Genomic DNA, 22,080 nt, shown 5'->3' with positions numbered 1-22,080 from the left:
CTAGGGGCGTCTCGCTCCGGGGCCGGGCTCGGCGCAGGCGCCCGCAGCGCCGACCTACCTGCGGGTACGACGTGCACCTGTCTGCCACGACTCTGGATGAGGCCCGGTAATCCGGGGTTGTCGTGCGCGGAAGCCGGGAAGTGCACGTCGTACCCGCAGGTAGATTCCCGCAGCTCCCGGGGGCGCCCCTTCGAGGCGCTTGCTTCGCAAGCTCCTCAGGGAGCGTCGGGCACGAGTAGGCAGTACGCCGGGTTGGCACGGTGCCACCTGGTCCGCGCTCGGCGCAGGCACCGGCAGCGCCGGTCGTGGGCGATGCACGGCTCGTCGGAGGCAGCGCCGTACTCGATGAGGGCGGCGCTGGCCCCGGATCCCTCAGGAGTCCGTGACCCGGACCGCGAAGTCGCCGTCGGCCACGGTCACCCGCAGCAGGTCCTCGATGGCCAGCCCCTCCCGGGAGGCGATGACCTCGCCCTCGGGACGCTGGACGATCGCGTAGCCCCGCTCGAGCGTCGAGGCGGGGGAGAGGACCCGCGCCTGGGCGCGGAGGTGGCCGATCCGGTCGCGCTCGCGGTGCAGCCGCGCCTCGACCCGTCCGTGGGCCCGGCGCCGCAGCGACTCGACGACCTCGCGCTGGGCACGGACGAAGGCGGTGCGGTCGGCCAGCACCGGCCGGCTCGTCAGGTGGACCAGCCCGCGGCGCTCGCGCTCGACGAGGCCCGCCAGCGCGGCGCGTGCCCGGGCACGCGAGTCGACGACCCCCGCGCGCTCCGCAGCAGCATCGGGGCAGACGAGCTTGGCGGCGTCGGTGGGGGTGGAGGCGCGCACGTCGGCGACCAGGTCGAGGATCGGGGTGTCGACGTCGTGACCGATGGCGCTGACCACGGGTGTGCGGGCCTCGGCCACGGCACGCACCATCGTCTCGTTGCTGAAGGGCAGCAGGTCCTCCACGGACCCACCGCCCCGGGTGACGATGATGACGTCGACGTCGTCCATCGCGTCGAGCTCGCGGATGGCGGCGGTCACGTCGGTGACGGCCGTCGGTCCCTGCACGGCGACCTGCTTGATGGCGAAGGGCAGGCCCGGCCAGCGGCGGTGCGCATTCTCCACGACGTCCCGCTCGGCGGCGCTGGCCCGACCGCAGACGAGCCCGACCCGGCGGGGGAGGAAGGGGAGGGGTCGCTTGCGCGAGGCGTCGAAGAGGCCCTCGGAGCGCAGGTTCTGCTTGAGGTACTCGATGCGGGCCAGCAGCTCGCCGACGCCGACGGGGCGGATCTGGCGCACGTCCATCGACAGCGACCCGCGCTGGGTCCAGTAGCTCGGCTTGGCCTGCACGACGACCCGGGCACCCTCGCCGAGGGGTGCGGCCATCGCCTCGAGGGCGTTGACCCGGACCATGCACGACAGCGACATGTCGACGTCGGGGTCACGCAGCGTCAGCCACGCGGTGCGGGCCCCCGGACGGCGGGTGAGCTGGACGACCTGCCCCTCGACCCAGGTGACCGACATCTTGTCGACGTAGTCGGCGATCTTCATGCTGAGCAGCCGCACCGGCCACGGCTGCTCGGCGGTGGTGTCCGCGGCCTTGTCGGGCAGGGGCGAGGTCATGGGGCCAGCGTACGAGGCACCCCCGACTCGCTGGGTGCCCTTTGACCTCGCTGGGTGCCATCGACACGGCATCGGCCGCGTGCAGCACGGGGGTCAGGGCCCGTACAGGCCGCTCGCCTACGATTGGGGCATGAGCACCACAACGACCCCGTCCGCCGACTCCGACGCCCAGCAGGGCGCCAAGCGCGTCCTGCTCGCGGCCCCCCGCGGCTACTGCGCAGGGGTGGACCGAGCCGTCGTCACCGTCGAGAAGGCCCTCGAGCTCTACGGCCCTCCGGTGTACGTCCGCAAGGAGATCGTCCACAACAAGCACGTCGTGACCACCCTCGAGGGGATGGGCGCCATCTTCGTCGAGGAGACCGACGAGGTGCCCGAGGGCGCGACCGTCGTCTTCTCGGCGCACGGCGTCGCCCCCGTCGTCCACGAGGAGGCCAAGGCCCTCAGCCTCAAGACGATCGACGCGACCTGCCCGCTGGTCACCAAGGTGCACCGTGAGGCGGTGCGCTTCGCCGACGACGACTTCGACATCCTGCTCATCGGCCACGAGGGTCACGAGGAGGTCGTCGGCACCTCCGGCGAGGCGCCGGAGCACATCACCCTCGTCGAGGGCCCCGACGACGTCGCCAATGTCGAGGTCCGTGACCCCGACAAGGTCGTGTGGCTCTCGCAGACCACGCTGTCCGTCGACGAGACGATGGAGACGGTGCGCCGCCTGCGGGAGAAGTTCCCCAAGCTGCAGAACCCCCCGAGCGACGACATCTGCTATGCCACGCAGAACCGCCAGCTGGCCGTCAAGGAGATGGCCAAGGACTGCGACCTGATGCTCGTCGTCGGCTCGCGCAACTCCTCCAACTCGGTGCGCCTCGTCGAGGTCGCCGTCGAGCACGGCGCCCGCGACGGTCACCTCGTCGACTACGCCGACGAGATCGACGAGGCCTGGCTCGAGGGGGTGCAGACCGTCGGGGTGACCTCCGGTGCGTCCGTGCCCGAGATCCTCGTGCGGGGGGTCCTCGACTTCCTCGCCGAGCGGGGCTACGGCGACGTCCGGCCGATCACCGCGGCCGAGGAGAGCCTGCTCTTCTCCCTTCCCAAGGAGCTGCGCAAGGACCTCAAGGCGGCCGGCATGGACGACAAGATGAAGCACGACGCGGGCTCCCTCGAGGACGCGGGCCAGCTGCACTAGCCCATCCAGACGGTCGCTGGACGACCTCCTCAGGGTCCGTCACAACCGCCCAGTCACCAGCTCGGCGGTACGCCGTGCCGCCTGCGCGAGGCGAGCCAGGCTCCCTTCGTCGACCTCGTCGTGTCGGAAGGTGATCGCCACCGCCGCCACGGGGTGCCCGTCCCGGTCGAGCACCGCGGACGCGACGGACGACAGCTCGGGGGAGACGCTCCCTTCCTCCACGGCGTAGCCGCGGGCCCGCACGTCCACCAGCTGGCGCCGCAGGGCCGACGGGGTGGCGGGGCCGTCGCTCACCATGACCGCCGCCGACGGGTAGAGCGCGGTGACCTGCCGGCGCGGCAGGGCCGCGAGCATCGCCAGGCCGCTGGCGGTCACGGTGGCGGGCAGCCGCACCCCCACGTCGGTGACGAGCGAAGGGCGACCCGCTGCACGCTCCTCGATGACGTAGAGGACGTCACGTCCGGACAGCACGGCCAGGTGGGCGTTGTGCGTCGTGCTGTCGACGAGCCGCTCGACGAGTGGGCGGGCGAGCCGCTGCAGCGGGTCCTGGCGCTGGTAGCCGGCGCCGAGCTCGTGCACCGCGGCCCCGATGCCGTAGGTGCGCTCGTCCTCGTAGTGGACGGCATAGCCGTGCTCCACCAGCACGGCGAGCAGGTGGTAGGTGCTGCTGCGCGGCAGCCCGAGGGCTCGCGCGAGATGGGCCGCGGGGATCGGCTCGGCGCGGCTGGCGAGGTGGGTCAGCGCACGCAGGGCGTGGCCGGCAGCGGTGGCATTGGCCATGAGGCTCCTTGTCTGGTATCCGAGACACTACCGTCGGTCAGGTGCTCCCGCAGCGGGGCGAAGGGGGGTTGCATGGAGTCATGAGCACCGCCACCACGACCGACACGACCACCGTCGTCCTCGGCGACCGTCCCCTCACCATCGACGAGGTGGTCGCCGTCGCCCGCCACCACGCGCCCGTCGCCATCAGCGATGCCGCCTGGGAGCGCGTGCGCGCCGCCCGCAGCATCATCGAGGGACTGGCCGAGGACTCCGTGGCGCACTACGGGGTCTCGACCGGCTTCGGCGCCCTGGCCACGACCCACATCCCGCTCGACAAGCGCGCCCGCCTGCAGCGCTCGCTCGTGCGCAGCCACGCGGCCGGGGCCGGCCCCGAGGTGGAGGAGGAGGTCGTCCGCGCGCTCATGCTGCTGCGCGTGCAGACCCTCGCCACGGGCCGCACCGGCATCCGCGAGGAGACCCTGCGCCTCTACCTCGCCCTGCTGCAGCACGGGATCAGCCCCGTCGTGCACGAGTACGGGTCCCTCGGGTGCTCAGGCGACCTGTCACCGCTCAGCCACTGCGCGCTGACCCTCATGGGCGAAGGGAGGGTCCGCGTCGGTGGTGGCGACGAGACCGATGCCGCAGCTGCGCTCGCCGACGCGGGGCTGGCCCCCGTCGAGCTGCACGAGAAGGAGGGGCTGGCCCTCATCAACGGCACCGACGGCATGCTCGGCATGCTCTGCCTGGCCGTCCACGACCTGCGCCACCTGCTGGCGGCCGCCGACATCGCCACCGCGATGAGCGTCGAGGGCCTGCTCGGGACCGACGACGTCTTCGCCGCGGACCTGCAGGCGCTGCGCCCGCAGCCCGGACAAGCGCTGTCGGCAGCCAACATGCGAGCAGTCTTGTCCGACAGCGCGATCCGCGACAGCCACCGCGACCCCGCAGCCTGCACCCGGGTCCAGGACGCCTACTCGCTGCGCTGCGCGCCGCAGGTCCACGGCGGCGCCCGCGACACCGTCGAGCACGCCGCGACCATCGCCGGGTACGAGCTGGCCGCGGCCATCGACAACCCCGTCGTCACCCTCGACGGGCGGGTCGAGTCCAACGGCAACTTCCACGGCGCACCGATCGCCTATGTCCTGGACTTCCTCGCGATCGTCGCCGCGGACGTCGCGAGCATGAGCGAGCGGCGCACCGACCGATTCCTCGACGCCAAGCGCAGCAACGGACTTCCTCCCTTCCTCGCGGAGGACCCCGGCACCGACTCGGGTCTGATGATCGCCCAGTACACCGCCGCCGGGATGGTCTCTGAGATGAAGCGACTGGCCGCCCCCGCCAGCGTCGACTCGATCCCGAGCAGCGCCATGCAGGAGGACCACGTGTCGATGGGCTGGGGCGGGGCGCGCAAGCTGCGCCGCAGCGTCGACGCCCTCTCGCGGGTCATCGGCATCGAGCTCTACACCGCCGCGCGGGGGATCGCGCTGCGGGCCCCCCTTCGTCCTGCGCCGGCCACCGCCGCCGTCATCGCGACGCTCGCCGAGCACGGGGTCGGCGGTCCGGGACCGGACCGATTCACCTCGCCCGACCTCGCCGCCGCCCACCTTGCCGTCGTCGACGGGTCGGTCCGCGCCGCGGCCGAGTCCGTCACCGGCCCGCTGAACTAGTCCAGGACATCGCCCCCGTCGAGACGCCCTTCGAGACGCTTGCAGCGCAAGCTCCTCAGGGATCGTGAAAAGAAAGAGAGTGTGATCACCATGGACGGAGCCCGTCCCGTGCGTGCCCCCCGAGGCACCGAGCTCACCGCCCGCAGCTGGCAGACCGAGGCGCCGCTGCGCATGCTGATGAACAACCTCGACCCCGAGGTCGCCGAGCGGCCCGACGACCTCGTCGTCTACGGCGGGACCGGTCGCGCCGCGCGGTCGTGGGCGGCCTACGACGCCATCGTCGCGACCCTCACGGACCTCGAGGACGACGAGACCCTGCTCGTCCAGTCGGGCAAGCCGGTCGGTGTGCTGCGCACCAACCCGTGGGCGCCGCGCGTGCTCCTGGCCAACTCCAACCTGGTCGGCGACTGGGCGACGTGGCCGGAGTTCCGCAAGCTCGAGGCCGAGGGTCTGATGATGTACGGCCAGATGACCGCTGGGTCGTGGATCTACATCGCGACGCAGGGGATCCTCCAGGGCACCTACGAGACCTTTGCCGCGGTGGCGCGCAAGCGCTTTGAGGGAACGCTCGCCGGGACCTTCACGCTCACCGGTGGTTGTGGCGGCATGGGTGGCGCCCAGCCGCTCGCCGTCACGCTCAACGGTGGCGCCTGCCTGATCGTCGACGTCGACATCACCCGGCTGGAGCGCCGGCGGTCCAAGCGCTACCTCGACGAGGTCGAGACCGATCTCGACGTCGCCCTGGCCAAGGTCATGGCGGCGAAGGGAGAGAGCCGCGCCCTGTCCGTCGGTCTCGTCGGCAACGCCGCCGAGGTCTTCCCCGAGATCCTGCGCCGTCACCGCGCCGGCGAGATCGCGGTCGACATCGTCACCGACCAGACGAGTGCGCACGACCCGCTGAGCTACCTCCCGGCAGAGGTCGCGCTCGAGGACTGGACCCGTGAGGCCGAGGCCGACGAGGAGGGCTTCACCAAGAAGGCGCGGGAGTCGATGGCCGCGCAGGTCCAGGCGATGGTCGAGTTCCAGGACGAGGGCGCCGAGGTCTTCGACTACGGCAACAGCATCCGTGACGAGGCCCGGCAGGCCGGCTACACAAGGGCCTTCGAGTTCCCCGGCTTCGTCCCGGCGTACATCCGCCCGCTCTTCTGCGAGGGTCTGGGTCCCTTCCGCTGGGTGGCCCTGTCGGGTGACCCGGAGGACATCGCCGTCACCGATGCGGCGCTCAAGGAGCTCTTCCCCGACAACGAGCACCTGCACCGCTGGCTCGACGCCGCGGGCGAGCTCGTCGACTTCGAGGGACTGCCCGCGCGCATCTGCTGGCTCGGCTACGGCGAGCGGCAGAAGGCCGGGCTGCTCTTCAACGAGCTGGTCCGTGACGGCAAGGTCAAGGCGCCGATCGTCATCGGCCGCGACCACCTCGACTCCGGCTCCGTGGCCTCGCCCTACCGCGAGACCGAGGCCATGCTCGACGGCTCGGACGCGATCGCCGACTGGCCGCTGCTCAACGCGCTCACCGCTGCCAGCTCCGGCGCGACCTGGGTGTCGATCCACCACGGTGGTGGCGTCGGCATCGGCCGCTCCATCCACGCCGGGCAGGTGGGCGTGGCCGACGGCACCGACCTGGCCGCGCAGAAGCTCGAGCGACTGCTCACCAACGACCCCGGCATGGGCGTGCTGCGGCATGTCGACGCGGGGTACTTGCGGGCAGCGCAGGTCGCCAAGGAGCGCGGCGTGCGGGTGCCGATGGAGCCGAAGATCCGCGACGGCAAGGAGTGAGCATGAGCGCCGCATTCGAGTGGGTCGGTCGTGAGGACGGACCCGGGCCGGAGCACCGGCGGTTCTTCCGCACGGTGAGTGCTCCGGGACCCGGGGTGCGTCCGGATGCGGCGCTCATCGGATTCGCCAGCGACGAAGGGGTGCACCGCAACAAGGGGCGGGTCGGCGCGGTCGACGGGCCGACCGCCCTTCGCTCGGCACTCGCCTCGCTGGCGGTGCACGGCGAGCTCACCGTCGTCGACCACGGTGACATCGCCGTGGAGGGGACCGACCTCGAGGACGGTCAACGCCGGCTCGGGGCCGTCGTCGAGGCCGCGCGCGAGGAGGCCCCTCTGACGGTGGTGCTCGGTGGCGGCCACGAGACCGCCTACGGCAGCTACCTCGGACTCGGCCAGCGACCGAGGTTGGGCGTGCTCAACCTCGACGCACACTTCGACCTGCGGCAGGAGGACCGGCCGACCTCGGGGACCCCCTTCCTGCAGATCGCCCGGGACCGCCAGGCGCAGGGTCTGGACGTGCACTACGCGGTCCTCGGGGTGAGCCGGGCGAGCAACACCGGTGTCCTCTTCGACACCGCGGCGGAGCTCGATGCGCCGTGGCTGCTGGACGACGACTGCCAGGAGGTCGCGGGACCGGTCGCCTTTGTCGAGCAGTTCCTCGCGGGCGTCGATGAGCTGTACCTGTCGATCGACCTCGATGTGTTGCCCGCTGCCAATGCTCCGGGCGTGAGCGCGCCTGCGGCACTGGGGGTTCCGCCCTTCGTCATCCAGGCGGTGTGCGATGCCGTCGCCGACAGCGGCAAGCTGATCCACCTCGACGTCACCGAGCTCAGCCCACGCTTCGACACCGATCAACGCACGGCCAGGATTGCCGCTCGTCTGATCCATCGCGTCATCACCCGCGCTGCTGCACGCAGGAAGGCCTGACCCCATGAGCACTCTCGTCACCAACATCGGTGAGCTCGTCACCTGCGACGGGACGGGCGAAGGGGGAGCCGGCCTGCGGTCCGACATGGCGCTCGTGGTCGTCGGCAACCGGATCGCCTGGGTCGGCGAGGCCTCGGCCGCACCCGCCGCGGACTCGGTGATCGACCTCGAGGGGCGTTGTGTCACACCGGGGTTCGTCGACTCCCACGCACACCTCGTCTTCGCTGGCGACCGGTCGGAGGAGTTCGCCGCGCGGATGGCCGGGCAGGCCTACGACGGTGGGGGGATCGGTGTCTCGGTCGCGGCCACCCGTGCGGCCGATGATGACTGGCTGCGCGCCGCCCTCGCCGCGCGCATCGCCGAGATGCGCGCCCAGGGCACGAGCACCGTCGAGGTGAAGTCCGGTTACGGACTCACGGTCGCCGACGAGGAGCGCGCGCTGCGGCTGGCCGCCGAGGTGACCGACGAGGTCACCTACCTCGGCGCGCACGTCGTGCCGGCCGAGATGCGCGAGGACCGTGCTGCCTACGTCTCGCTCGTCACGGGGGAGATGCTCACGGCCTGCGCGCCGCACGCGCGGTGGATCGATGTCTTCTGCGAGCCGCACTCGCCCCACGCCTTCACCGGTGAGGAGTCGCGGGAGGTGCTGCTCGCCGGTCGGGCCGCGGGACTCGGGCTGCGCGTGCACGGCAACCAGCTCGGGCACGGGCCCGGCGTGCAGCTGGCCTGCGAGCTCGGGGCCGCGAGCGTCGACCACTGCACGTACCTGTCGGCCGCGGACGTCGATGCACTGGTGGGGGCGGCCGGGACGACGACCGCCACACTCCTGCCGGGCGTGGAGTTCTCCACCCGCTCGCCCTACCCGGACGCGCGGGCCCTGCTCGACGCCGGTGTCTCGGTGGCGCTGGCCAGCGACTGCAACCCCGGGACCTGCTACTCCAGCTCGATGCCCTTCGTCATCGCGCTCGCCGTCCGCGAGATGGGGATGACCCCGAGCGAGGCGGTCGTCGCCGCGACCCGTGGTGGCGCCAGCGCCCTGCACCGCGACGACATCGGCCGCATCGAGGTCGGTGCACGCGCTGACCTCACGGTGCTCGAGGCGCCCAACCACCTGCACCTGAGCTACCGGGCCGGTGTGCCGATCGCGCGGGTGCTGGAGGTCTGAGGGGCGGGGGATGAGACGCGAGGCGCGAGGTGTGACGGGTCGAGCGGGAGGGTTGAGGCGCGAGGCGCGTGGGGTGAGGTCAGGCCTGGCGGCGCGCGACCATCAGGCCGATGCTGCCGCGCTGGACGACCACGTCGTCCTGGTTGGTGAGCACGAGGTCACGCTCGAGGATGCCGGCGTCGCCCTTGCTCGTGGCCCGGGCCCCGGTGATGGTGACGGTGCACCGGACTGTGTCGCCGACGACCACGGGAGCCTCGAACCGCCAGCCGTCGATGCCGAGTAGGGCGATCGAGCAGGCCTCGAAGATGCCCAAGCGGGAGAGCAGACCCATCGCGACGGAGAGGCCCAGGACACCGTGGGCGATCGGCTCGCCGAATCGCCCGCCGGCGGCGCTGACTGCGTCGGTGTGCACCGGGTTGGTGTCCCAGCTCCACCCGGCGAAGCTCACGATGTCGCTCTCCGTGATGGTGCGGCCCTGGGTGCGGAAGACCTGACCCACGGCGAAGTCCTCGAAGTACCAGCTGGCCGGTGATGGCATCTCCTGCGTCATGCGTCGATCATGGCGCACGCTCGCGGCCTCACGGAGGGGCTGCCCTGTGGGGGTTGGGAGCCGGAGCGCCCACGCACGGGGGACTCATCGGTCCCAGGGGGTGACCCACTCCTCGTCGGGGTCCTCGCCCACGCGCCCGTCGACGGCCTCGCGCAGCAGGTCGGCGTGACCGGTGTGCCGGCCGTACTCCTCGAGGAGGTCGAGCAGCAGCCGGCGCAGGTTGGCGTGACCCACCTCGGGGATGCCCATGTGCACCGATTGGTCGAGACCACCGTCGGCGAGGGCGGCTGCGTAGCGGCGTCGGGCCGCACCGACCACCTCGTCGTAGAGCGCGTAGAGCTCCTCGGGCGACTCCCTCGGGGTGAAGTCGGAGTCCTCGTCGGCGACGACCTCGTCCCAGCGGGAGTCGAGGGGCGTGCCGGACAGGCGGGTGCTGGAGTAGTAGTCCTCGACGAGGGCGAGGTGCATGAGCAGACCGCCGAGCGTCAGCCGTGAGGCGCCGAAGCGTGACCCCAGGCCCGCGGCGTCGAGGCCGTCGGCCTTCCACCGGAAGGTGGCGCGCTGCCGGTCGAGCGCCGCTACGATCTGCTCGGCGTCAGTACCGGCCAGTGGCGGCTCCCATGAGGGCGGGCGCTCGGCAGCCGCTCCGGGTCCCTGGGAAGCGGTCCCGGGCTCGGTGCCGCGTTCGGTGTCGGATGTCTGGCTCATGACGCCTCCTCGCGTCGGGGATGCTGGCCATCCTGCTCCTGATGAGGTTGACGTGTCAGCCCGAGATCGAGCTCGGGCCGGGCGTGGTCGGCGGCGATGGTGTCGAGGAGCTCGGGCGCGGTGAGCGGCCGAGGAGCGGTCGTCACGGGAGCCACCTCCTCCAGCTCGTCGGGGCTGATCCCGATCTCGCTCATCCGTCGGGCGCTGACGAGCACACGGGACTCGAGCGAGCCGACGAGGCGGTTGTAGTCCTCGACGGAGCGCTGCAGCGAGCGGCCCATCCGGGTGGCGTGCTCGCCGAGCGTCCCCAACCTCTCGTAGAGCTCGCGTCCGATGGTGAGCAGCTCCTGGGCGTCGCGGGTCACGGACTCCTGCTGCCAGGCGTAGGCCACGGTGCGCAGCAGGGCGAGCAAGGTGCCGGGGGAGGCGATCACGACCCGCTCGGCCATCGCCTCCTCGTGCAGCCCGGGCGCGCGGGAGAGGGCGGACGCCAGCGTCGCGTCGGACGGGACGAAGCACACGACCATCTCGGGGGAGGGGTCGAAGGCGGTCCAGTAGGCCTTGCCCGCCAAGGTCGTCGCGTGCGAGCGGAGGGAGGCAGCGTGCGCCTCGAGCAGACGGTCGTGCTCGGACGGGTCGATCTCCTCGGCCTGGGCCTGCAGCCAGTGACTCATCGGTGCCTTGGCGTCGATGACGAGGTGCTTGCCGCCGGGCAGGTTGACGACGACGTCGGGACGCACGTCGCGTCCGGTGGAGGCCTCGCCACGTGCCTGCTCGTCGAAGTCGCAGCGGGCGAGCATGCCGGACACCTCGAGCACCCGGCGCAGCTGCACCTCGCCCCAGGCCCCGCGCACGGAGGAGATGCGCAGGGACGAGGCCAGTGATGATGCCTCGCGCCCCACACGGGTCGTCGAGTCCTCCACGCGGCCCAGCGCGTCACGCACCGAGGCGTACTGGCTCACCCGGTCGCGCTCGAGCTGCTCGACCTTGGCCGAGACCCGGCGCAGGGTCTCGCCGAGGGGCACGAGCGCGGCGGCGGTCCGGTCGTCATCCTCGGTCGCGATCTCGTGGTCCTCGAGCCGCTCGCGCAGGCCGTCGCGCTCGGCGCGCAGACCGGCGACCTCGGCGCGGCCCGCCAGCCAGGCGACCACCCCTGCGAAGAGGGCGCCGACCAGGAGTCCGATGAGCAGGCTCGTGATGTCCATGGCTCCAGACAACCAGCCAGTACCGACAGCGTGGGTCAGAAGGGCGGCAGCTCATCAGTCGTGAGCTCGTTGGTCCCCGTGGATGGGGACGAAGGGGGGCCGCTCGGCTCGTTGGTCCCCGTGGCCGGGGACGATGGGAGGTCTGCCGGCTCGTTGGTCCCCGTGGCCGGGGACGAAGGGAGGTCCTCGGCTCGTTGGTCCCCGTGGATGGGGACGAAGGGTGATCACCATCGTCGTCGACCGCGTGGACGGGGAAGGTGAAGGCCACGGTGCCTCCTGGCGTGACCCATTCGGTGGATCCGTTGGCATCGAGCCGGTGGGTCCACCGACGGGAGTGCTTGACCAGGTGGTGGTGTCGGCACAGGTCCGACAGGTTGCACGGGCTGGTGTCGCCATCCGGCCACGGGATCGCATGGTCCACGTCGGCCTGCCACCCCAGGCGGGTCGAGAGCGCAGGCCGATCGCAGCCCCGCATCCGGCACTTCCCGTCACGGGCGGCGACGAACTCACGCTGCGCCTTGGGGATCGCGTAGCTGGAGGTCGACGTCTCGAGGAGCGTGCCGGTGCGGGCATCGAGCAGGGCCCGGCCCACCTTGGTGTCGAGGCGGCCGATGATCGCCGCCACCACGTCCGGCGGGACGAAACCGACCCCTGGGATGGTCGTCCCCGAGACCCACGGGGCGTCGCCCCCTTCGCCCGCGCGGACCTGCGTGGTGACGTCAGGGAGCCACTCCTCCGACAGCACGTCCACCTCGTCCGGGCCCGTTCCGGCGACGATCCGGACGGTCTCCGTCGTCGCCCGCTCGTACTCGACGTCGTCGGCGAGCAGCTCGCGGACCTCGGCATCGGTCATGTCGCGCGGTCCGGTGGACGTCCCTCTGAAGCCGGGGCAGCTCGGCCGCACGGGAGCGAAGGTCAGTCGCGACGCCGCCGAGGCGATCACCGGGATGCCCAGCCGGACCTCTGCCGACACCTCGACGCCGCAGAGTGCGAGGTCGGCCAGACCGAGCGCCCGAGCGGTGCCGACCGGCATCGACGGGTCCGCCTCGAGGTGGGGCTTGGCAGCCGCGTCGACGGCCGCCTTGAGAGCCGCAGCCATCTCGCTCGGCAGGGTCGCCGTCAGATAACTGGTGCCGACCGGCCCCGGCTCCGAGCGGACGTCGAGTCGGGTGGCGCGATTGGCATCCGCGCGCGCCTGCATGAGCTCGGGCTCGAGGCGGTTGATCAACCGACGACAGGTCTTGGCGACCTCATGAGGCTCCATCCCGGTGATGCGGATGGAGCCGGGCTGCCCACGTCGCTCGCCGAGCAGGTGCTCGACCATGGCCTGCGTCGTCTCCGGGTCCGTGTCCCGCGTGTGCTTGCGCACCTGCTCCAAGGCTCGGCGGCTCACGCGACCGCTCGCGAGGAGGGCGGTCAGATCGGCCAGGTCGGTGGAGGCGCGGGCGGCCAGATCGCATCGCCGAGCGGCCTCCGTCGGTCCCACGCCGATCGCCAGCGCCACCGCATCGGGTGCCATGTCGGCCACCTGCCCCTCGGCCAGTCGACGATCGCGATAGAGACCGTCGGCGCCGCGCTCCTCGCCCCGTCGGTTGACCTCGGCAACGAGGGCCAGCTCCAACGCGTCGACGGCGCGACGGGCCGTCTCCGTGGCCCGCAAGCCGCCCTCGAGCTGCGCATCATCACGGGACGCGGCGGAGGCCATCGTCGTGTCACGCGCATGCTGCACGAGGCGGAGTACGTGGCCCAGCACCCCTTCGACCTCGTCGTCGGGCGCTGGGCACCCGGCGAACCTGTCCGTGCACGGCTCCGTCCACCGATCCGTGTCCCTCGCGGTGTCCCGCTCCGATTCGATGACGTCCATGTCATCCCCCTTCGTCCTCATTGACGACCCATGACTCATCCTCTCGTCGACCACTGACAGCGCTGACGGATAGCCTCGAGGCCATGACGAGCGACGAGCCCACCGAGGACCAGGTCAAGGCCTCCACGACTCGGCCCAACCTCGCGACCGAGGCGGGGCGCCTCGCCTTCAACAAGATCCTCAACGCCCGGATGCCCCGCAAGCGCCTCATCGCCCAGGGGATCCTGCGCACCGACGGCGACCGCATCGCCCTGTGCGAGCTGACGTACAAGAAGGACTGGGACCTGCCCGGCGGCATCGTCGACCCGGGGGAGTCGCCTGCCCACTGCGTCGTGCGTGAGGTCAAGGAGGAGCTCGGCCTCGACGTCGCTGTCCGCAGCCTGCTCGCGGTCAACTGGCTGCCGCCCTACCGCGGGTGGGACGACGCGCTGCTCTGCCTCTTCGACCTCGGCCACGTCCCGGAGGACTTCCTCGAGAGGGCTTCGCTCGAGGCCCGCGAGATCAAGGCGGTCCACTGGGCCGACGCAGCGACGGTCGCCGAGCGGGTCGCGCCCTACACCGCCCGCATGGTCGCCGAGGTCCTCGCCCGCGTCGAGGGCACGGTGTACCTCGAGAACTCCGCGGACCCACAGGGCCCGACTGCCGCTGAGGGGCCGTGAGCGACCCCCTCGACGACCTGCGGCTGCCGCGCCGTCGGCCGACCAGCCGGGTCATGCTCTGGTCGATGTGGGGTCGCGAGACGATCAAGGACTTCGCGCTGGTCTTCGCCGCGGTCCCGGTGCTGTGCACCCTGCTCTACGTCCCCGTGCTCGCCACCTCCGGTGGATCGTGGTGGCGCCTCCTCGGGCTGCTCGTGCTCTTCGTCGCGATCTGGTGGTCGTTGCGCCACCTGCTCCGTCGCTGGGTGGCCGCCGGGGACCGGGGCGGGGATCCCCCTTCGCCCGGTTAGACTCTTGTCCCCGTGGCACTCTCCATCGGAATCGTCGGGCTCCCCAACGTCGGCAAGTCGACGATGTTCAACGCCCTGACCAAGAACAACGTCCTGGCCGCGAACTACCCCTTCGCGACCATCGAGCCCAATGTCGGCGTCGTCCCGCTGCCGGACGTCCGGCTGAAGCGGCTCGCCGAGATCTTCGGGAGCGAGAAGATCCTCCCCGCGACGGTCTCCTTCGTCGACATCGCCGGCATCGTCCGCGGTGCGAGCGAAGGGGAGGGGCTGGGCAACAAGTTCCTCGCCAACATCCGCGAGTCGGACGCGATCTGCCAGGTGGTGCGCGCCTTCGTCGACGACGACGTGACCCACGTCGACGGCCGCATCGACCCGGCCTCCGACATGGAGACCATCAACACCGAGCTCGTCCTCGCTGACCTGCAGACCCTCGAGAGCGCCATCCCGCGGCTCGAGAAGGAGCTCAAGGGCAAGAAGATCGACAAGGCCGTCCTCGACACGGCCGTCGCCGCCCGCGAGGTGCTCGAGGCAGGCGACACCCTCTCTGCGAAGGGAGCGGCCGCCGGGGTCGACATGGAGCTGGCCGCGGGGCTGGGTCTGCTCACCACCAAGCCCTTCATCTACGTCTTCAACGTCGACGAGGACCAGCTGACCGACACCGACCTGCAGGAGCGCATGCAGGCGCTCGTCGAGCCGGCCGAGGCGATCTTCCTCAACGCCAAGCTCGAGTCCGAGGTCGCCGAGCTCGAGGACGACGAGGCGCGCGAGCTGCTCGAGTCCGTGGGCATCGACGAGCCGGGCCTGGACCAGCTCGCGCGCAAGGGCTTCAACACCCTCGGTCTGCAGACCTACCTCACCGCCGGCCCCAAGGAGTCGCGCGCGTGGACGATCCACCGCGGGGACAAGGCTCCCCAGGCGGCGGGCGTCATCCACACCGACTTCGAGCGAGGGTTCATCAAGGCCGAGGTCGTCTCCTTCGACGACCTCGACGCGCTGGGCTCGATGGCCGATGCCAAGGCTGCAGGCAAGGTGCGCATGGAGGGCAAGGAGTACGTCATGGTCGACGGCGACGTGGTGGAGTTCCGCTTCAACGTGTAGTCGCGTTTCGGTTCAACGTCTCGTCAGCTCGTGGCTTGGACAACCTGCACCAGGTGGCCGTCCGGGTCCTCGACCCAGACGATCAGTAGACGATCGAGCCAGGGCTCTGGCGACTTGACGGGCGTTGCGCCGAGCTCGATGAGTCGCTCGTAGCCTGAGGGAACGTCGTCAGTCCACAGGATCACCGCTGCCCGCGACCATCGGCGACCGGGTCGAGACCGTGGTCATCGCGGGTGCTGGTTTCGGTGGCGAGGCCGAGCCGGTATCCGTCGAGGACAAGGTCGACGTGGATAGGCGTTCCTGCGCGCTGGTGAGGGCGCGTACCTGCACGGCGAGTCCGTGCTGGCGTTGTTCGGCCTCGCTGATGTGAATCCCCGACGAATCAATGTTGCCGTCCCCAGGCGCGCAAGGCCTAACCTGCCAGCGTTCGTCGAACTGACGCGGGTTCGGGATGCGATGAAAACGACGCCGTACGAAGCGCTCGAGTCTCAGACGGTTGCTGGTCACCGCCGGGAGGCCCATCGATGACGCGGCGAAGCGAGCAGACTGAAGGCAAGTTGGCCGAGACCGGCTTGCTTCCTGGCCGGACGGCGAGGTCGACCTGCGCGGTCGCGCGTGGTGATCATTGAGAGGTTGGTGTCTGCCGGAAATCGGTGGAGTTCCGTTCTGCGCTTCAACCTCTGGTGTCCATTCGCTGGCTCAGGCCATGCCTTCACGCACAGCACGACAGCATCGACGGGTCGGTGGTGAAGGCCTTGGCGGCGATCCGGATGCCTTCAGCCATGGTCAGGTAGGGGGCCCACGCGTCGGCGACCTCGGCGACCTTCTTGCCGAGCACGTGGACCCCTGCGGCGGCGAGTTCCCCGGCGTCCTTGGCGACGGCGGTCATGCCGAGGATCTCGCTCGTGTCGGCGTTCACGACGATCTTGATGAAGCCGCGGGTGTCGCGGTTGACCAGCGCGCGGGGCACGTGGTGCAGGGGCAGGACGCGGCAGTCACAGCGGATCCCCGAGGCGACGACCTCCTTCTCCGTCATGCCGACCGCCCCGATCGCCGGGCTGGTGAACGTCACTCTCGGCAGCCGGGCGTAGTCCACCGCCCGGTCGGCTTCAGCGAAGGCGTTCTCGGCGACCAGGGTGCCGTGGTGGGCGGCGACGTAGACGAACTCGGGGTGCCCCGTCACGTCGCCCGCGGCCCAGATCCGTGGGTTGGAGGTCTGCATCCGGTCGGAGACGACCACCTCGCCGAAGCCGCCGGTCTTCACCCCGACCGGGCCGAGATTCAGCCCGTCGGTGACCGGGCGGCGTCCGAGCGCCACCAGGACCTGGTCGGTGCGGAACTCCTGCTCGCCGCCCGACACGTCTGCGGTCACCAACACCTGCCCGGTCGCTGCTTCCCGGGACACTCGGGTGGGCAGCGCGCGGCGCACCACGCGGATCGCCTCGTCGGCGAACACCTGCTGAAGTGTCCTGGACACCTCTGGCTCCTCCTTCGACGCCAGCCGGGACCGCGCCAGCACGGTGACCTGGGAACCGAGACGCGCGAACAGCTGCGCCTGCTCCAGGGCGACGTAGCCGCCGCCGAGCACCAGCAGCGACTCGGGGACCTGGTCCAGCTCCATCGCGGTGGTCGACGTCAGGTACCCCGCCTCGTCCAGGCCGTCGATCGGCGGAGCCCACGGCCGAGACCCCGTGGCGACCAGGTAGTGCTCCGCCTCGATCGCCTGGACCGTCCCGTCGGTGGCTGCGACCTCCAGCATCGGCGCGTCGAAGGTGCCCGCGAACGCGGCGTCTCCTTGCCACACCGGCCAGCCGTAGGAGTCGGCGACGTCGGCGTACTTCTCGCCGCGCAGCGACTCGACCAGCGACTGCTTCCCGGCAATCAGGGCGGGCATGTCCACCTGCTCCGCGGTCATCGCGATCCCCGGGAACTGGGCCGAGGCGTCCGCGGCGACGTGTCGCGCTTCGGCGGCGGCGATGAGCGCCTTCGAAGGCACGCACCCGGTGTTCACGCAGGTCCCGCCGAGCGTGCCGCGCTCGATCATCACCACTGACTTGCCGAGCGTGGTCGCGCGGATCGCCGCGGCGAACGCACCGCCACCCGATCCGATGATGGCGAGGTCGTACTTCGTAGGCATCGCAGCTCCTGTCAACGCTTGGACTTCTCTTCCTTCTCAGCCATACTGGACCTTCCAGTACAGGGGAAGGTCAAGAGTGCTCCTGACGCATGGATGGAGGCTGCGATGCGCATCGGGGAACTCGCCGAGGCTGCGGGCACGACGGCGAAGACGCTGCGGTTCTACGAGGAGCAGGGCCTGCTGCCCCCGGCCGTGCGCACCCCGTCTGGCTACCGCGACTACGCGCCCGACGCCATCGCCCGGATCGACTTCGTCCACCGAGGGCAGGCCGCCGGCCTCAGCCTCGCCCAGATCCGCCAGATCCTCGACATCCGAGACGGTGGTCACGCGCCCTGCGAGCACGTGCGCGATCTCCTCGACGCACGCCTGGCCGAGATCGAGCAGCAGATCGCCAGGCTCACCGCATTGCATGCCACCCTTGCCGACCTCAGGCGCGACGCCGCGCATCCGGACCCCGACACGTGCGGAGCGGACAGGGTGTGCCGCTACCTGTAATTCGGTATAGCGGGAGAATTCAGAGGTTGGCATCTGCCGGAACTCGGTGGAGTTCCGCTTCAACGTGTAGTCGCTCCCCATTGACTTCTCGCGAGACCACGGAATGTGCTGGAGTTCCTGTTCATCGTCTGAGAATGAGTGCTACAAGAACATGATGCGAACCCGGTGGCCGGCAGCGCTCTCGTGGCAGCTGCGTCAGGGCTCGAAGCAGTTGCGCCCTTGACCCCCGCCACGACGGAGGACCACTCATGAGTCAGAAGATGATGTTGCTCAGTGCCACCTTGAGCAGCGGTTACGGGGTGCAGGGGCAGGCGTGGCGCGCTCCGGAGAACGACACGAGAAACTTGACCGATGTCGAGGTTCAGGTGAAGTTGGCGCAGACCGCCGAGCGGGGGAAGTTCGCGTTCCTGTTCGCTCCGGACTTCCCGGGGGCTCGCGGGGACATGGAGAACCAGGCCCCTGCGTCCACGCTGGATCCGATCGTGACGCTCTCGGTCCTCGCGCACGAGACCACGCGGGTCGGTTTCATCGCCACCGGATCGACGACCTACAACGAGCCCTACAACCTGGCCCGCCAGTTCAAGGCGCTTGATGTGCTCAGCCGCGGGCGCATGGGCTGGAACGCCGTCACCACGAGCGACCCGATTGCTGTGGCGAACTATGGCGAGCAGGTACGGCCGCGTGCGGAACGCTATGAGCGCGCCCACGAGATGATCACCATCGTGCAGGCGCTCTGGGGCAGCTGGGGCGAGGATGCGTGGGTCGGCGATGTCGATACCGGCCAGTTCCTGGACATGGACCAGATCCAGCCGATCAACCTGGGCGGCAAGCATATCGCCTCCCGCGGGCCGCTGGTCATCCCGCCCTCGGAGCAGGGCCAGCCTGTCGTCGCCTCCGCTGGTGGCGGCGAGTACGGCTTAGGGCTTGCCGGCCGCTACGCCAGCGTCGCGGTGGGATCGTCCACGTACGACTTCGCGACCACTCGCCAGGAGCGGGAGATGTACCGATCCGCCGCACACCAGGCTGGTCGCGACGCGGACGAACTGAAGTATTTCACGGGATTCATGCCGATCATGGGCAGCACCGTAGAGGAGGCGATCCGCAGGCGCATGCAGATGGACGAGCACCTCGCGCCGCAGCGGGTGCCGATGCTCGGACAGATGCTCGGTCTGAGCCTGGATGCGTCGCGGGCCGACCAGCCTCTGAGCGGACCGCAGCTCGAGAGTGCGCGGGCGAACCCGGCTGATCCTCGCTCGTCCCGTGCGCTGGAGATTGCGTACCAGGGCTGGACCCCGCGCGAGATCCTGGCCCACGGCGTCATCGACTATGCCCCTAGCCCGGTCGGGCCTCCCGAGGCGATCGCCGACTACTTGCAGGACGCGTTCGAAGCCGGGATCGCGGACGGCTTCTGGCTCCAGCAGGCCACGTACGCGATCGCGGACGACTTCGTCGACGAGGTCGTCCCGATCCTGCAGAAGCGGGGACTTTACCACCGCGACTACCAGGGTTCCACGCTGCGCGAGCACCTGGGGGTGCCGCGGCAGTATGGCCAGGACCCCCGCGTCAGCTGATTCGAGTTCCGCCATCAGAGTCGCTGTCACCAAAGGTTGTTCGGCCACAGAACGCGGTGGAGTTCCGCTTCAACGTGTAGGACACGCATACTGTCCTCCCTCCGCGGCAGCCGGTCAGCCGACGCCGTATGAGGCTTGGCCAGGTAGCTCAAACCGTCGGGCCTCATCAGTTCAGATCGTCGGCGGAACAGCCGTGCTAATCCGCACTCGCAGGTATCCTGACGACATGCCTGAGATCACCATGACACCCGAGACGCTCGCCCTGCGCGAGCTCCTCGACGCGCATCGTGATGAGTTCCTGGCGATCCTGGACCGGTACGGCGCAACCAGCCCGAAGCTGTTCGGCTCCATTGCCCGGGGCACTGCGCGCCCAGGTTCGGACATCGACATCTTGGTCGAGATGGACCCTGCGGAGGGGAATCTGCTCATGCGGGCCTCGGGGCTGATGGAAGACACCCGAGCGCTCTTCGGCCGCGACGACATCGACGTGTTTCCCGTCCAGCTGCTCAAGCGGCCGATTTCGGCCTCGGCACTCATCGACGCGGTCGCGCTGTGAGCCGAGACCCTGCTCAGCGCATCGCCGATGTCCTCGAGGCCATCGAACGATGCCAGCGATATGTCGTCGCTCTTGAGGGCGATGCGGGCACGGTGGAGATGGCAATGGATGCGATCGAGCGCAATCTACAGATCATCGGCGAAGCCGTGAACCATCTCCCTGCCGAGATCACAGATGCGCATCCGGATATCCCCTGGCCGCAGATCCGGGGCTTCCGCAACATCCTCGTCCACCAGTACTTCGGAGTCGCCGCCGATGTCGTCCGCGATGTCGTGGAGACGCATCTCCAGCCGCTCGCCGAGGCACTGCGAAGCCACATCACCACCGACTGATCTCGTCTCGCACGGCCACCGGCGTGCTTGGTGCTCCGACCTGAGGATGGTGCGCAGTCTGAGGACAGTGATGGCCGTGCGTGCCGGAACGTGGTCGGGTTTGGGTTTAACGTCTAGCGTTAATGACGGTGTCCGTTATATGCTGGTCTCGTGATCAGATCGTTCGGCAGCAAGGACACCGAGCGCATCTGGCATGAGCAGTACGTCAAGCGCGTCGACCGGACGGTGCAGAGGGCGACCTTGCGGAAGCTCGAGCTGATTCACGCGGCGAAGGATGTCGAGGACCTCAGGGTCCCGCCAGGCAACCGCCTGGAGCGTCTGGTCGGCGACCGACGCGGGCAGCACAGCATCCGCGTGAACGCGCAATGGCGTCTCTGCTTCGTCTGGAGAGAGGGAGGTGCGGACAATGTCGAACTCGTCGACTACCACTGAGAACGACCTGATCGAGCCGATCCACCCGGGAGAGATCCTGATGGAGGATTTCATCGAGGGCTTCGGGATCACGCAGAACAAGCTTGCCGTGTCCATCGGTGTTCCGCCGCGCCGGATCAACGAGATCGTGCACGGCAAGCGGGGGATCACCGCCGATACGGCGATCCGTCTGGCGCGCTACTTTGGAACGTCCGAGGAGCTCTGGATGAATCTGCAGTCGAACTACGAGCTCCGGCTCGAGCGCCGTGCACTGCGCGACAAGGTTGCCGCGATCACGCCGTTGCATGTCGCATGACGGGGCAGCGTGAACGAAGCCCCGCGTGGGCGGTGTGGGGACCGTCCCGCCCAGCCCGTTCAGGGATTCCCTTGCCGGTCCGGCCGCAGTGCTGACTCCTCGCGGCTGCCCGCGAAGTCGGGGTCCTGCGCCATCGCGTCCAGCGCGGCACGGTCGTGCGAAGGGGGAGCCGCCGGGCTCCCTTCGTCCTCACCGCGGATGACGGCAGCGAAGTACGCGCCGATCTGCTCCGTGTCCCAGCCGTGCGCCTCGCGCAGGCCCTCGGCCAGCATCGCGAGGTAGGCGGGACGCGGCGGCGTGTGGGGTACCGCGGTCAGTCCGTGGGGAGCGGTGAAGGTCAGCATCGGCAGACCGTCGTGCCGGCCCACCTCGATCAGGGTCTCGTAGACGCCCGGGCCTGCCTGGTGGCGGGCACCGTCTAGTCCGTTGAGCAGCACGGCCTCGAGCGGGTCGCCCGGGTCGGGGATGCGGTGCATCTCCTGGGCCGCGATGTCGACGAACTGGCTGACGGTGACCCGGTAGGCGCGGGCCGCGGTGGCGCCGGGGGAGTCGTGGTCGTAGAAGGCGACCCCGCCGCCCCACGTGCGCGACTCGCCCGCGAAGTACAGGCTGCCGGGGAGGGTGACGGCCATGTCGGCGAGCGGCATCGTCGTGTCACGCGCACCGACGTAGGTCACCGCCGAGCCGGGCGGTCGGCCCCCTTCGATGTAGGAGCCCAGCCGCCGACGAGACATGTTGGAGCCATAGGACACGTACCAGAGGTCTGTCGTACTCATTGCGTCCATTGTCCCCCAGCCCGGTGAT

The 22,080-nt window shown here is 70.1% G+C and carries 24 protein-coding genes; 14 read left to right on the top strand and 10 right to left on the bottom strand.

What is annotated here, in order from left to right:
- Positions 1 to 372 precede the first annotated feature (372 nt).
- Positions 373 to 1,605, bottom strand: a complete 1,233-nt coding sequence (gene xseA, locus EXU32_RS11810; protein ID WP_130630090.1) for an exodeoxyribonuclease VII large subunit — start codon at positions 1,603 to 1,605, stop codon at positions 373 to 375.
- Between the two features lie 130 nt (positions 1,606 to 1,735).
- Here xseA and EXU32_RS11805 point away from each other — a divergent pair, with 130 nt between their 5' ends.
- Positions 1,736 to 2,788, top strand: coding sequence for a 4-hydroxy-3-methylbut-2-enyl diphosphate reductase (locus EXU32_RS11805; RefSeq protein WP_130630089.1), 1,053 nt, complete (start codon positions 1,736 to 1,738; stop codon positions 2,786 to 2,788).
- 39 nt (positions 2,789 to 2,827) lie between these two features.
- On the opposite strand, the gene EXU32_RS11800 is transcribed toward EXU32_RS11805, so the two are convergent.
- Complete coding sequence (locus tag EXU32_RS11800) at positions 2,828 to 3,568, bottom strand: IclR family transcriptional regulator (RefSeq protein WP_130630088.1); 741 nt, start codon at positions 3,566 to 3,568, stop codon at positions 2,828 to 2,830.
- Between the two features lie 80 nt (positions 3,569 to 3,648).
- Here EXU32_RS11800 and hutH point away from each other — a divergent pair, with 80 nt between their 5' ends.
- From hutH to hutI, 4 genes are all read left to right on the top strand, one after another.
- Positions 3,649 to 5,217: a histidine ammonia-lyase gene (gene hutH, locus EXU32_RS11795; RefSeq protein ID WP_130630087.1), complete on the top strand. Its 1,569-nt coding sequence runs from the start codon at positions 3,649 to 3,651 to the stop codon at positions 5,215 to 5,217.
- 84 nt (positions 5,218 to 5,301) lie between these two features.
- A complete protein-coding gene (locus tag EXU32_RS11790) occupies positions 5,302 to 6,993 on the top strand; it encodes a urocanate hydratase (protein WP_130631175.1) in 1,692 nt (563 codons plus the stop codon).
- 2 nt (positions 6,994 to 6,995) lie between these two features.
- Entirely contained in the window at positions 6,996 to 7,919 is a 924-nt protein-coding gene (gene hutG, locus EXU32_RS11785) for a formimidoylglutamase (RefSeq protein ID WP_130630086.1), read from the top strand.
- 4 nt (positions 7,920 to 7,923) lie between these two features.
- Positions 7,924 to 9,084 carry an imidazolonepropionase gene (hutI, locus tag EXU32_RS11780; protein WP_130630085.1) on the top strand — a complete coding sequence of 387 codons (1,161 nt, stop codon included), beginning with the start codon at positions 7,924 to 7,926 and terminating at the stop codon, positions 9,082 to 9,084.
- Between the two features lie 79 nt (positions 9,085 to 9,163).
- Here hutI and EXU32_RS11775 read toward each other — a convergent pair whose 3' ends face one another.
- From EXU32_RS11775 to EXU32_RS17505, 4 genes are all read right to left on the bottom strand, one after another.
- On the bottom strand, positions 9,164 to 9,634 hold the full coding sequence (locus EXU32_RS11775) for a MaoC/PaaZ C-terminal domain-containing protein (protein ID WP_130630084.1): 471 nt from the start codon (positions 9,632 to 9,634) through the stop codon (positions 9,164 to 9,166).
- Between the two features lie 84 nt (positions 9,635 to 9,718).
- On the bottom strand, positions 9,719 to 10,342 hold the full coding sequence (locus EXU32_RS11770; RefSeq protein WP_130630083.1) for a DUF664 domain-containing protein: 624 nt from the start codon (positions 10,340 to 10,342) through the stop codon (positions 9,719 to 9,721).
- The gene (locus EXU32_RS11765; RefSeq protein ID WP_242612981.1) at positions 10,339 to 11,493 is read right to left on the bottom strand and encodes a DNA recombination protein RmuC; all 1,155 of its coding nucleotides are present in this window, start codon (positions 11,491 to 11,493) and stop codon (positions 10,339 to 10,341) included. The genes EXU32_RS11770 and EXU32_RS11765 overlap by 4 nt, the downstream gene beginning before the upstream one ends.
- On the bottom strand, positions 11,390 to 13,411 hold the full coding sequence (locus tag EXU32_RS17505; protein ID WP_165399659.1) for an HNH endonuclease signature motif containing protein: 2,022 nt from the start codon (positions 13,409 to 13,411) through the stop codon (positions 11,390 to 11,392). The genes EXU32_RS11765 and EXU32_RS17505 overlap by 104 nt, the downstream gene beginning before the upstream one ends.
- A gap of 83 nt (positions 13,412 to 13,494) precedes the next feature.
- On the opposite strand from EXU32_RS17505, the gene EXU32_RS11755 reads away from it, so the two are divergent.
- From EXU32_RS11755 to ychF, 3 genes are read left to right on the top strand one after another with little or no spacing between them, the layout of a single operon-like run.
- Positions 13,495 to 14,070, top strand: coding sequence for an NUDIX domain-containing protein (locus tag EXU32_RS11755; protein WP_130630080.1), 576 nt, complete (start codon positions 13,495 to 13,497; stop codon positions 14,068 to 14,070).
- Positions 14,067 to 14,360, top strand: coding sequence for a hypothetical protein (locus tag EXU32_RS11750; RefSeq protein WP_130630079.1), 294 nt, complete (start codon positions 14,067 to 14,069; stop codon positions 14,358 to 14,360). Before EXU32_RS11755 ends, EXU32_RS11750 begins: the two co-directional genes overlap by 4 nt.
- 12 nt (positions 14,361 to 14,372) lie before the next feature.
- On the top strand, positions 14,373 to 15,458 hold the full coding sequence (gene ychF / locus EXU32_RS11745; protein WP_130630078.1) for a redox-regulated ATPase YchF: 1,086 nt from the start codon (positions 14,373 to 14,375) through the stop codon (positions 15,456 to 15,458).
- Between the two features lie 23 nt (positions 15,459 to 15,481).
- On the opposite strand, the gene EXU32_RS17700 is transcribed toward ychF, so the two are convergent.
- The 3 genes from EXU32_RS17700 to merA form a co-directional block, all read right to left on the bottom strand.
- A complete protein-coding gene (locus tag EXU32_RS17700; protein WP_165399658.1) occupies positions 15,482 to 15,643 on the bottom strand; it encodes a VOC family protein in 162 nt (53 codons plus the stop codon).
- Positions 15,627 to 15,965: a hypothetical protein gene (locus tag EXU32_RS17185; RefSeq protein WP_165399657.1), complete on the bottom strand. Its 339-nt coding sequence runs from the start codon at positions 15,963 to 15,965 to the stop codon at positions 15,627 to 15,629. The genes EXU32_RS17700 and EXU32_RS17185 overlap by 17 nt, the downstream gene beginning before the upstream one ends.
- A 205-nt stretch (positions 15,966 to 16,170) precedes the next feature.
- Positions 16,171 to 17,595 carry a mercury(II) reductase gene (gene merA, locus EXU32_RS11735; RefSeq protein WP_130630077.1) on the bottom strand — a complete coding sequence of 475 codons (1,425 nt, stop codon included), beginning with the start codon at positions 17,593 to 17,595 and terminating at the stop codon, positions 16,171 to 16,173.
- A 105-nt stretch (positions 17,596 to 17,700) separates the two neighbouring features.
- Between merA and EXU32_RS11730 the strand changes: the two genes are divergently transcribed.
- From EXU32_RS11730 to EXU32_RS11705, 6 genes are all read left to right on the top strand, one after another.
- Positions 17,701 to 18,090, top strand: coding sequence for a heavy metal-responsive transcriptional regulator (locus EXU32_RS11730; protein WP_130630076.1), 390 nt, complete (start codon positions 17,701 to 17,703; stop codon positions 18,088 to 18,090).
- A gap of 248 nt (positions 18,091 to 18,338) precedes the next feature.
- Positions 18,339 to 19,661 carry an NtaA/DmoA family FMN-dependent monooxygenase gene (locus tag EXU32_RS11725; protein ID WP_130630075.1) on the top strand — a complete coding sequence of 441 codons (1,323 nt, stop codon included), beginning with the start codon at positions 18,339 to 18,341 and terminating at the stop codon, positions 19,659 to 19,661.
- A 226-nt stretch (positions 19,662 to 19,887) separates the two neighbouring features.
- The gene (locus EXU32_RS11720) at positions 19,888 to 20,217 is read left to right on the top strand and encodes a nucleotidyltransferase family protein (protein WP_130630074.1); all 330 of its coding nucleotides are present in this window, start codon (positions 19,888 to 19,890) and stop codon (positions 20,215 to 20,217) included.
- Positions 20,214 to 20,549, top strand: a complete 336-nt coding sequence (locus tag EXU32_RS11715) for a HepT-like ribonuclease domain-containing protein (RefSeq protein WP_130630073.1) — start codon at positions 20,214 to 20,216, stop codon at positions 20,547 to 20,549. The genes EXU32_RS11720 and EXU32_RS11715 overlap by 4 nt, the downstream gene beginning before the upstream one ends.
- Before the next feature lie 150 nt (positions 20,550 to 20,699).
- Positions 20,700 to 20,981 carry a type II toxin-antitoxin system RelE/ParE family toxin gene (locus EXU32_RS11710; RefSeq protein WP_130630072.1) on the top strand — a complete coding sequence of 94 codons (282 nt, stop codon included), beginning with the start codon at positions 20,700 to 20,702 and terminating at the stop codon, positions 20,979 to 20,981.
- On the top strand, positions 20,956 to 21,276 hold the full coding sequence (locus tag EXU32_RS11705; RefSeq protein WP_130630071.1) for a HigA family addiction module antitoxin: 321 nt from the start codon (positions 20,956 to 20,958) through the stop codon (positions 21,274 to 21,276). The genes EXU32_RS11710 and EXU32_RS11705 overlap by 26 nt, the downstream gene beginning before the upstream one ends.
- Positions 21,277 to 21,335: 59 nt before the next feature.
- Here EXU32_RS11705 and EXU32_RS11700 read toward each other — a convergent pair whose 3' ends face one another.
- Positions 21,336 to 22,052: a histone deacetylase gene (locus EXU32_RS11700; protein WP_242612771.1), complete on the bottom strand. Its 717-nt coding sequence runs from the start codon at positions 22,050 to 22,052 to the stop codon at positions 21,336 to 21,338.
- Between the last annotated feature and the right edge of the window lie 28 nt (positions 22,053 to 22,080).

The organism is Janibacter limosus, from assembly GCF_004295485.1.
Lineage (GTDB): Bacteria > Actinomycetota > Actinomycetes > Actinomycetales > Dermatophilaceae > Janibacter > Janibacter limosus_A.
Note: the sequence above shows the minus strand (reverse complement) of the source record. Positions and strands in the feature narration are given on the sequence as shown.

Excerpts from the sequence above, each read along its gene's own strand:
- merA (WP_130630077.1), bottom strand. The coding sequence starts at position 17,595 with ATGCCTACGAAGTACGACCTCGCCATCATCGGATCGGGTGGCGGTGCG.
- EXU32_RS11730 (WP_130630076.1), top strand. The coding sequence starts at position 17,701 with ATGCGCATCGGGGAACTCGCCGAGGCTGCGGGCACGACGGCGAAGACG.
- EXU32_RS11800 (WP_130630088.1), bottom strand. The coding sequence starts at position 3,568 with ATGGCCAATGCCACCGCTGCCGGCCACGCCCTGCGTGCGCTGACCCAC.
- EXU32_RS11775 (WP_130630084.1), bottom strand. The coding sequence starts at position 9,634 with ATGACGCAGGAGATGCCATCACCGGCCAGCTGGTACTTCGAGGACTTC.
- EXU32_RS11720 (WP_130630074.1), top strand. The coding sequence starts at position 19,888 with ATGCCTGAGATCACCATGACACCCGAGACGCTCGCCCTGCGCGAGCTC.
- hutI (WP_130630085.1), top strand. The coding sequence starts at position 7,924 with ATGAGCACTCTCGTCACCAACATCGGTGAGCTCGTCACCTGCGACGGG.
- hutH (WP_130630087.1), top strand. The coding sequence starts at position 3,649 with ATGAGCACCGCCACCACGACCGACACGACCACCGTCGTCCTCGGCGAC.
- EXU32_RS17505 (WP_165399659.1), bottom strand. The coding sequence starts at position 13,411 with ATGGACGTCATCGAATCGGAGCGGGACACCGCGAGGGACACGGATCGG.
- EXU32_RS11700 (WP_242612771.1), bottom strand. The coding sequence starts at position 22,052 with ATGAGTACGACAGACCTCTGGTACGTGTCCTATGGCTCCAACATGTCT.
- EXU32_RS11705 (WP_130630071.1), top strand. The coding sequence starts at position 20,956 with ATGTCGAACTCGTCGACTACCACTGAGAACGACCTGATCGAGCCGATC.
- EXU32_RS11770 (WP_130630083.1), bottom strand. The coding sequence starts at position 10,342 with ATGAGCCAGACATCCGACACCGAACGCGGCACCGAGCCCGGGACCGCT.
- EXU32_RS11805 (WP_130630089.1), top strand. The coding sequence starts at position 1,736 with ATGAGCACCACAACGACCCCGTCCGCCGACTCCGACGCCCAGCAGGGC.
- EXU32_RS11755 (WP_130630080.1), top strand. The coding sequence starts at position 13,495 with ATGACGAGCGACGAGCCCACCGAGGACCAGGTCAAGGCCTCCACGACT.
- xseA (WP_130630090.1), bottom strand. The coding sequence starts at position 1,605 with ATGACCTCGCCCCTGCCCGACAAGGCCGCGGACACCACCGCCGAGCAG.
- EXU32_RS11725 (WP_130630075.1), top strand. The coding sequence starts at position 18,339 with ATGAGTCAGAAGATGATGTTGCTCAGTGCCACCTTGAGCAGCGGTTAC.
- hutG (WP_130630086.1), top strand. The coding sequence starts at position 6,996 with ATGAGCGCCGCATTCGAGTGGGTCGGTCGTGAGGACGGACCCGGGCCG.